Below are 2,818 nucleotides of genomic sequence, written 5' to 3' on the forward strand. Positions count from 1 at the left end.
GACGCTGGTCGCGCCGTTCGGGTCGTACGAGGCGGCGCCCTGCGGGAGCACCTGGGTGGGGTCGGCGGCACCGAAGTCGCCCGGCACGGCGGCGGGCGCCAGGTCCGGGGCGAGCAGGACGCCCACGGCCTCGGCGGCGGCGATCTGCGCGGAGTTGGAGTGCACGCCGATGCCCTCGGCGACCGTGCGCAGACCGCGGGCGAGGTTCTCGGCGCTGGGCCGCTCGTCGGGGTTCTTGCGCAGGCAGCGCTCTATGACGGTCCACAGCGGGTCGGGGACCGTGGAGGGCCGGCGCGGCTCGGCGCTCAGGTGCTGGTGGAGAACCTCCAGCGCCGATCCGCCGCCGAACGGGGGACGGCCGGTGACCAGCTCGTACAGCATGATTCCGGCGCCGTAGATGTCGACGGCGGAGGTCTGCGGGCGGCCCTCGGCCGACTCGGGCGCGACATAGGCGGGCGTGCCGACGAACTCGTGGGTGCGGGTCAGGCCCGGGGAGTCGGCGAGGCGCGCGATGCCGAAGTCCGTCAGCATCGGGTGCATCTGGCCGCCGTCCTGCTTGAGCAGGACGTTCGCGGGCTTGAGGTCGCGGTGCACGACGCCGTCGGCGTGGCTGGCGGCGAGCGCGTCGGCGACCTGGGCGGTCAGGAGCGCGGCGGCGACCGGCGAGAACGGGCCGTTCTGGCGCAGGTAGTGATGGAGGTCCGGGCCCTCGATCAGGTCCATGACCAGGGCCAGCAGATCGCCCTCGACCACGAGGTCCCGTACGCGCACGATGTTCGGGTGGGTCAGGCGGAGCAGCACGGAGCGCTCACGCAGGAACCGCATCACGATGTCCGCGTCGTTGGCGAGCTCCTCCTTGAGGACCTTGATCGCCACCGTTTCACCCGGCTGACCGGGTACTGCCGCCTCGGCGCCCGCTGTCTCCCTCTGGCGGGCGCGCCAGACGGTGCCTGTGGCGCCGCGCCCAAGCGGCTCCTCAAGGAGGTACTTGCTCCCTACCGGCCGCACGTCATGCGCTCCCTGCTGCTTGCCTGACTGATCCGTCCACCCTGCTACGGATGGTTCCGACCCACTGTAGTGCCGTCGAACGTGGCGCCGGGCTGTCGTCCCGCTGCGGTTTCCCTCACCCCGTCTGCCCATGCATTACGTAAGGCGTTCCTGTATGTGTTCGATGAAAAGACGCTCGCTTTGGGTGGTTTGGTTGCCGCATCTTGACGTGACCGATCTCAAGCGGACATCGGTCGGGCATTGGTCAGGCACTTTTGCGGGCAGAGCCGACCAATCAAGATCACTTGCCGGTGGAGGGCGGGCGTGTTGTCAGTGGCAGGTGCGAGGATGCTTCCCGTACTGGCCGACGTGCCCGTGTGCGGTGGGGGGAATCTGCGGTGGGGGACCGCGGGGCAGCCTCGTCGCGGGCGCCCGCGACAGAAGGGACCGCTGACGGCGATGCAGATCCGGCTGACCGTCGTAGACCCGCTGGGGACGCGCCCCGAGGGACGCCCCGCGTCCTGCGACGTGCTGGTGACAGCACCCGCCGGGACCGCGCTCGCGGCGGTGGCCTCCGGCCTCGCCTCGGCGGTCGGGGGCGAGGGAGCCGGGGTGCTGTACGCGGGGGCGGAGCGGCTCGACGCGCAGCGCTGCACGCTGGGTGAGCCACCTCTCATGGACGGCGCCGTGCTGTCCCTGGGCTCCCCCGCGGAGCCCGGTCCCGACCTCGACCCCGCCGCGGCACAGCTGCGCGTGGTGGCCGGGCCCGATGCCGGAGGCGTCCATTTCCTGCACGGCGGCCGGATCGACATCGGCCGCTCGGCCGACGCGGACGTGCCGCTGGACGACCCGGACGTCTCCCGCCTCCACTGCGCCGTGACGGTCGCGGCGGACGGCCGCGTCTCGGTGGCGGACCTGGGCTCCACCAACGGCACGACACTGGACGGCAGGCGCGTGAGCGAGCGCCAGGTGCGGTTCGCGCCCGGGGCACTCCTTCGGGTGGGTGAGTCGGCGCTGCGCCTGGCCCCGGCGGGCGAACCGGACGTGGTGCGGGAGACCGCGCCGGACGGCGAGGGACACGTCCGGGTCGTGACGGCACCGGAGGCTCCCGAGCGGGAACAGCCGACGACGAACACGGCCGGTCGTGCGGGACAGCAGGCACCGGCGCCCGGAGCGGCGAGGGTGCCCCACGCGCGCGACGGGGGCGACCGGAACGACGAGGGGGCTCCGGAGGCGGCGTCCCGTTTCCAGGTCGCGCCGCCGACCGCCGAGACGCATCACGGGTACGGCACCGCCGGGTGGGGCTCCGCCGAGGGCGGGCGCTCCCACGGGACCGCGCCGTCCCAGGGGCACACGCCCGCGGACCCGACCGTCGTGCCCGGACAGGGCCGTGCGCCGCGGATCGAGAGCACGGACTCCGGAGCGCCTTCCGGAGAGGCCCCCGAGGAGAACCCGGACGCACCCGCCCCCGGTGAAGGTGGCCGAAAAGGCACCCCCCTCCGGGGGACATCCGTGCCGCGCGGTGTGCGCAAGCGCGGCGGGCTCTCCGCATGGGCCCGGCGGCTTGCGGGCGGCCGGAGCGACGAGCCGGACGCGGAGCACGACGAGGCGTACGACAACGCCTATGACGATGCCTACGAGACACCGGCCGCCGAGGAGCCCGTCGTCGCGGGCGCGTCCGCTCCCGAGCGGTGGCCGGATCCCGCCGCACTGCTGCTGGCCGCGCTCGGACCGGGACCGCGGCTGTGGGAGCGCGGCCCGGGACACCCGGAGACGCCCACGGTGCGGCTCGGCACGGCGGACCGGAGCGCGCCGGACGGCTCCGGCCTGC

The 2,818-nt window shown here is 74.0% G+C and carries 2 protein-coding genes; one reads left to right on the top strand and one right to left on the bottom strand.

The annotated features are described in order from the left end of the window. Positions 1–1,008 (bottom strand): serine/threonine-protein kinase (locus O3Q52_RS51595; RefSeq protein WP_269655321.1); only part of this gene is annotated, 1,008 nt, incomplete at its 3' end. A 438-nt stretch (positions 1,009–1,446) separates the two neighbouring features. On the opposite strand from O3Q52_RS51595, the gene O3Q52_RS51600 reads away from it, so the two are divergent. Further along, positions 1,447–2,818 (top strand): FHA domain-containing protein (locus O3Q52_RS51600; RefSeq protein ID WP_269655322.1); only part of this gene is annotated, 1,372 nt, incomplete at its 3' end.

This window comes from Streptomyces sp. ActVer (assembly GCF_027270795.1).
GTDB lineage: Bacteria > Actinomycetota > Actinomycetes > Streptomycetales > Streptomycetaceae > Streptomyces > Streptomyces umbrinus_A.